The following is a 4,512-nucleotide window of genomic DNA, read 5'->3' as shown; positions in this document are numbered from 1 at the left end:
CGCGATGTCGAAAACCCACGCATGAACCCCCGATCTGTGCCCGATCTGTGCCCAAAGCGGCGCTTGCGCGGCCGCTTCCTACCCGCCAGACTCGCCAAAAAGGCGGTTGAACTTCCTATACCCTCCAGGCATCATCGCCACCGCCCACATCGCAGTGTTCCGCGCCTGTACTGGCCGTTCCCGACTTGACCCCGCGTGGCGCGGACGCTACCCTGCCACCATGCCGCGCCATCGCCCGCTTCCCACCAGCCGCCATCCCGAACTCCACCGCACCAACCGGGTCGGCTGGCTGCGCGCGGCGGTGCTGGGCGCCAACGACGGCATCGTCTCGGTGGCCGGCATCGTCGTCGGCGTGGCCGCCAGCGGCGCGAGTTCCGAAACCATCCTGATGACCGGAGTGGCCGGCGTGGTCGCCGGTGCGATGTCGATGGCCGCGGGCGAATATGTATCGGTCCAGTCACAAGCCGATACCGAAGCGGCCGATCTGGCGATCGAGAAACGCGAACTGCGCGCCGAGCCGGGCCTGGAGCTCGCCGAGCTCACCCAGATCTACGTGCAGCGCGGACTCGAGCCCGCCCTGGCGCGCCAGGTCGCCGAACAGCTCACCGCCCATGATGCCCTCGCCGCGCACGCGCGCGACGAACTCGGTCTCACCGAGGAACTGCGTGCGCGTCCCTTGCAGGCGGCGTTGGCTTCGGCCGCCGCCTTCACCGTCGGCGCGGCGCTGCCAATCGCGGCGTCGGTGTTCGCGCCGGCGGACCGGGTTGCCGCGGTGACCACCGCGGTCACCCTGGTCGGCTTGCTGATTTCCGGCGGCATCGCCGCGCGGATCGGCGGTGCCTCGATCCTGCGCGGCGCATGGCGGGTCGGCTTCTGGGGCGCGGTGGCGATGGCCGCGGCGGCGCTGGTGGGCAGGCTGTTCAACGTCGCGGTCTGATTCGATCAGGTTCGGATGAACGCGCCGCAGGATCCCCGTTCGTTGCTGCTCGCCCGCCTCGGCTCGCTGGTCGGCTGCGCCCGCGCGGAAGGCTATGCCTGCATCACCGCGCGCCATGAGCACGGCGCGCACGCGGTGGACATCGATCATCCCTGCATCGCGATCGTATTGCGCGGGCGCAAGCAGGTGCGCACGCATGCGCAGGCGCTGGAGTTCGCGCCTGGCGACCTGTTCCTGATCGCGCGCCGCTGCCGGATGGACGTGACCAACATTCCCGATCCCGACAGTGGCCTCTACCTGACCGTCACCATTCCGCTGTGCGAGGAAGTCCTCGCCGCCGCGCGCCTGTTGTGGACCGATCCGATCAGCGGCCGCGGCGATGATCTCGCCCGCCTGGACAGCGCCGAGTTCGCCACCGATCTGCAGCACTGGCTGGCCGCACTGCAGGCCGGCCGGTACACCGAAGCGCGGTTGGCGTTGGCCGCGCTGACGGTGGCGTTGTGCCGCCGCGGGCACACCACCATGCTGGTGCCGCCGCCGCCACCCAGCCTGGCGATGCGGATCCGCGATCTGATCCGCGCCGATCCCGCGCGCGACTGGCAATCCACGCACGTCGAAGCCGCCCTGGGCGTCAGCGGCGCCACGCTGCGCCGTCGCCTGGTCGCGGAGGGCACCGGCCTGCGCGAGGTGGTTGCCGCGGCACGCCTGGCCTGCGCGATGGATCTGCTCTACACCACCCATTGGCCGGTGAAAACGGTGGCCGCGCGGGTCGGCTATCGCTCGGTCGCCAGCTTCACGCGCCGCTTCAGCGAGCGCTACGGCCTGGATCCGGCCCATATCGGCAATGCCTGATCGGCCGGGCGACGTGAGCGTTTGACGCCATGGATTGAGCGTTGCGCTCGATCCCGCCTGCCTACGATGGCGGCTCCGCGGCATGCCGCTTTCTTTCCTTCCCCGTCATGGTCCCGATCCGGTTCCGTTCCCGCTCCTTCATCCTGGCGTCGCTGCTGCTGACGGCCACGGCCTTGCCCGCCAGCGCCCAGACCGCGCCCATCCGCCAGGTGCCGGGCGTCTATCACCAGGCCATCGGCGAGGTGCGGGTCACCGCCCTGTTCGATGGCGTGGTGCCGCTGGCACGCGCCGAGCTGTCCGGTATCGACGACGCCGGCAAGCAGGCGCTGCTCGCTTCGCGCCACGTGCCCGAAACGCCGCAGGGCCTGCAGACCGCGGTCAACGCCTATCTGGTGCAGCGCGGCGATGTGCTCACGCTGGTGGATGCCGGCACCGCGCGCTGCTTTGGCCCGGGCCTGGGGCATGTGCTGGAAAACCTGCGCAGCGCCGGCTACTCGCCCGAGCAGGTCGATCAGGTGCTGATCACCCACGCGCATCCGGATCACCTGTGCGGATTGCTCGACGGCCAGGGCCACGAGGCCTTTCCGAAGGCGACCGTCTGGCTGGCACGCGCCGACGCCGACTACTGGCTGGATCCGAAGACCGAAACCCGTGCCGACACCCGCGCGGCGTTCCGCCCGCTGTTCAAGATGGCGCGCGACGCGGTGGCGCCCTACCAGGCGGGCGGGCGACTGCGGCTGTTCGCCCGCGGCGAGCGCCTGCCCGAGGGCGTGAGCGGCCTGGATTCACCCGGCCATACGCCGGGGCACACCTCGTTCCTGTTCGACGCGGGCGCCGGCCAGCAACTGCTGGTCTGGGGCGACATCGTCCACTACCACGCGGTGCAGTTCAGCCGTCCGGACGCCTCCTTCGAGGCCGATCTGGATCGCGGCCTGGCGATTGCCAGCCGCCGCGCGCTCATGGCGCGGGTCGCCGATGGTGGGTGGTGGCTGGCGGGCGCGCATCTGCCGTTTCCCGGCCTGGGCCATGTCCGCCGGGACGACGATGCCTTCGCCTGGGTGCCCGCGGAATTCTCGCCCTTGCCGGGAGAGCAGTGAACGCGGGCTGGAAGCCCGCTACGCGAGCTCCAGCCAGTCCGTCACCACCTGGCGCGCCTGGTCCACGCCCTGCTTGGACTCGGAGGAGAACACCTGCACGCCGACGCTGTCGCCGAACGCCGAGAACAATTCCTTCTTCACCGCCTGCAGGGTCTGCGACTGCTGGCCAGGGCCGAGCTTGTCGGCCTTGGTCAGCAGCGCATGCGCCGGCAACCCGCGCTGGACCGCGTAGCCCAGCATCTGCCGGTCGTAGTCCTTGAGGGGGTGGCGGATGTCCATCACCACCACCAGTCCCTTGAGCGACTCGCGGCGCTGGAAATAGTCCTGGATGAAGGCTTGCCAGTGCGCCTGCAATTCCTGCGGCACCTTGGCGTAGCCGTACCCGGGCAGGTCGACCAGGTGGCGATCCGGCCGGACTTCGAAGAACACCAACTGCTGCTGGAACATGTCGGTACGCAGCGCGGGATCTCTTGGTGAGTGGACCGGGGCGGTCATTATACGCGCGCGGCAACGTGCTGACGGTGACCGTCCGAACATAGCGATGGCGCCGCGGCGCGCCTTGGCGCGCGATTGATCCGGATCAGGCGGACAGCGCGACCGCCGTCACGCAGCGCGCGTGACGGCGCGCAAGCAGGCCCGTCAGCGCTCGAGGATCGCCACCACGCCCATCCCGCCGGCGGTGCAGATGCTGACCAGGCAGCGGCCCCCTGCCGGATCAGGCCGCATCGACCGACGTCATCGCCATCAGCTTCCCGGAGCAGGCGTTCGCGGAACCCGCCGACGTGCGCGTGCACACCAGCACCGACCCGACCCTGCTGGCGGGAATCGACCGCTTTCTCGAAACGGTGCCACGCCGCTTCATCCGCGACAGCCATGCCATCCGCATCACCACCGGGCGCAGCGCGCCGCAGCAGGCCGCGACGGTGGAACTGGCCGTGCCGGCCGCCTTGACCGCACGCTCGGCCTCGCAGGACGAATACCTGGTGTGGGCCCGCTACCCGCAAGCCGGCGATGCCGTGCCACCGCACACCTATCTCACGGCCGACGTGCGCTACATCCAGGCGCGCGACCTGCTGCGGTTCGACCTTGAACCGGCCGCCTTCACCCTTCGCCCCGACGGGCAGTGGGAAGCGGTGCTGGTGCTGAGCACGCCCGACGTGCAGCCTGAACCCGAGGCGGACGCACCAGCCGAAACGGCCACTGCCAACGCCAGCCGCTGACGGCAGACGCTGAAGGGCTGACTGGCGCCGTCGCCATCAGCCCGCCGGCGGCACCAGTACCTCGCCGCGCATCAGCACGCGTGCGGAGCGCGACATCACTGCTTTCTGGCCTCCGACGTGGGAAACGCCCTGTCTTAAGCGCGGCGATGTCCGATACGAAAACCGGAAAAGGCCGATATGAACCGGCCGGGGCGGGCGCAAGCCTGAGCAGCCATTCCCTGCACCGGAGTGTTTCGTGCCGCGCCTCGCCGCGACCGTGTCGCAGCTGCAGGATGCCGTGGCGCACGCAACGTCGCCGGCAGCGCATCTGCCCACGGCTCGCTATGCGCCTCACCGTCCCGAGCGCACGCTGCTGTATTCGCTGGTGCAGGCGCATTGGCCGGACTTTCTCGCGCGCCGTGAGGTA

General features: G+C 70.0%; 4 protein-coding genes and 2 pseudogenes. 5 read left to right on the top strand and 1 reads right to left on the bottom strand.

Translation table 11 applies throughout. The features are described 5' to 3' along the window. The first annotated feature begins 220 nt into the window (after nt 1-220). The 3 genes from AC06E9_RS19665 (at nt 221) to AC06E9_RS19655 (ending at nt 2,886) form a co-directional block, all read left to right on the top strand. Nucleotides 221-937 (top strand): VIT1/CCC1 transporter family protein, encoded by a 717-nt coding sequence (locus AC06E9_RS19665; RefSeq protein ID WP_027068863.1) that lies wholly within the window; start codon nt 221-223, stop codon nt 935-937. Between the two features lie 15 nt (nt 938-952). Further along, complete coding sequence (locus AC06E9_RS19660) at nt 953-1,789, top strand: helix-turn-helix transcriptional regulator (RefSeq protein ID WP_478056676.1); 837 nt, start codon at nt 953-955, stop codon at nt 1,787-1,789. Between the two features lie 107 nt (nt 1,790-1,896). After that, nucleotides 1,897-2,886, top strand: coding sequence for an MBL fold metallo-hydrolase (locus tag AC06E9_RS19655; RefSeq protein WP_478056675.1), 990 nt, complete (start codon nt 1,897-1,899; stop codon nt 2,884-2,886). Nucleotides 2,887-2,904: 18 nt separating this feature from the next. Here the strand turns inward: AC06E9_RS19655 and yihA are convergent. Then, nucleotides 2,905-3,324 (bottom strand): annotated as a pseudogene (gene yihA, locus AC06E9_RS19650) (ribosome biogenesis GTP-binding protein YihA/YsxC); the annotation flags it as partial. A gap of 344 nt (nt 3,325-3,668) precedes the next feature. Here yihA and AC06E9_RS19645 point away from each other — a divergent pair. Continuing rightward, nucleotides 3,669-4,106: a hypothetical protein gene (locus tag AC06E9_RS19645; protein ID WP_100324583.1), complete on the top strand. Its 438-nt coding sequence runs from the start codon at nt 3,669-3,671 to the stop codon at nt 4,104-4,106. A 235-nt stretch (nt 4,107-4,341) separates the two neighbouring features. Further along, nucleotides 4,342-4,512, top strand: a pseudogene (locus AC06E9_RS19640) (IS91 family transposase); the annotation flags it as partial.

The organism is Stenotrophomonas sp. Steno-Z10-BAI, from assembly GCF_056393115.1.
The sequence above is the reverse complement of the archived record's forward strand: the minus strand, read 5'-3'. Positions and strand labels throughout refer to the sequence as shown.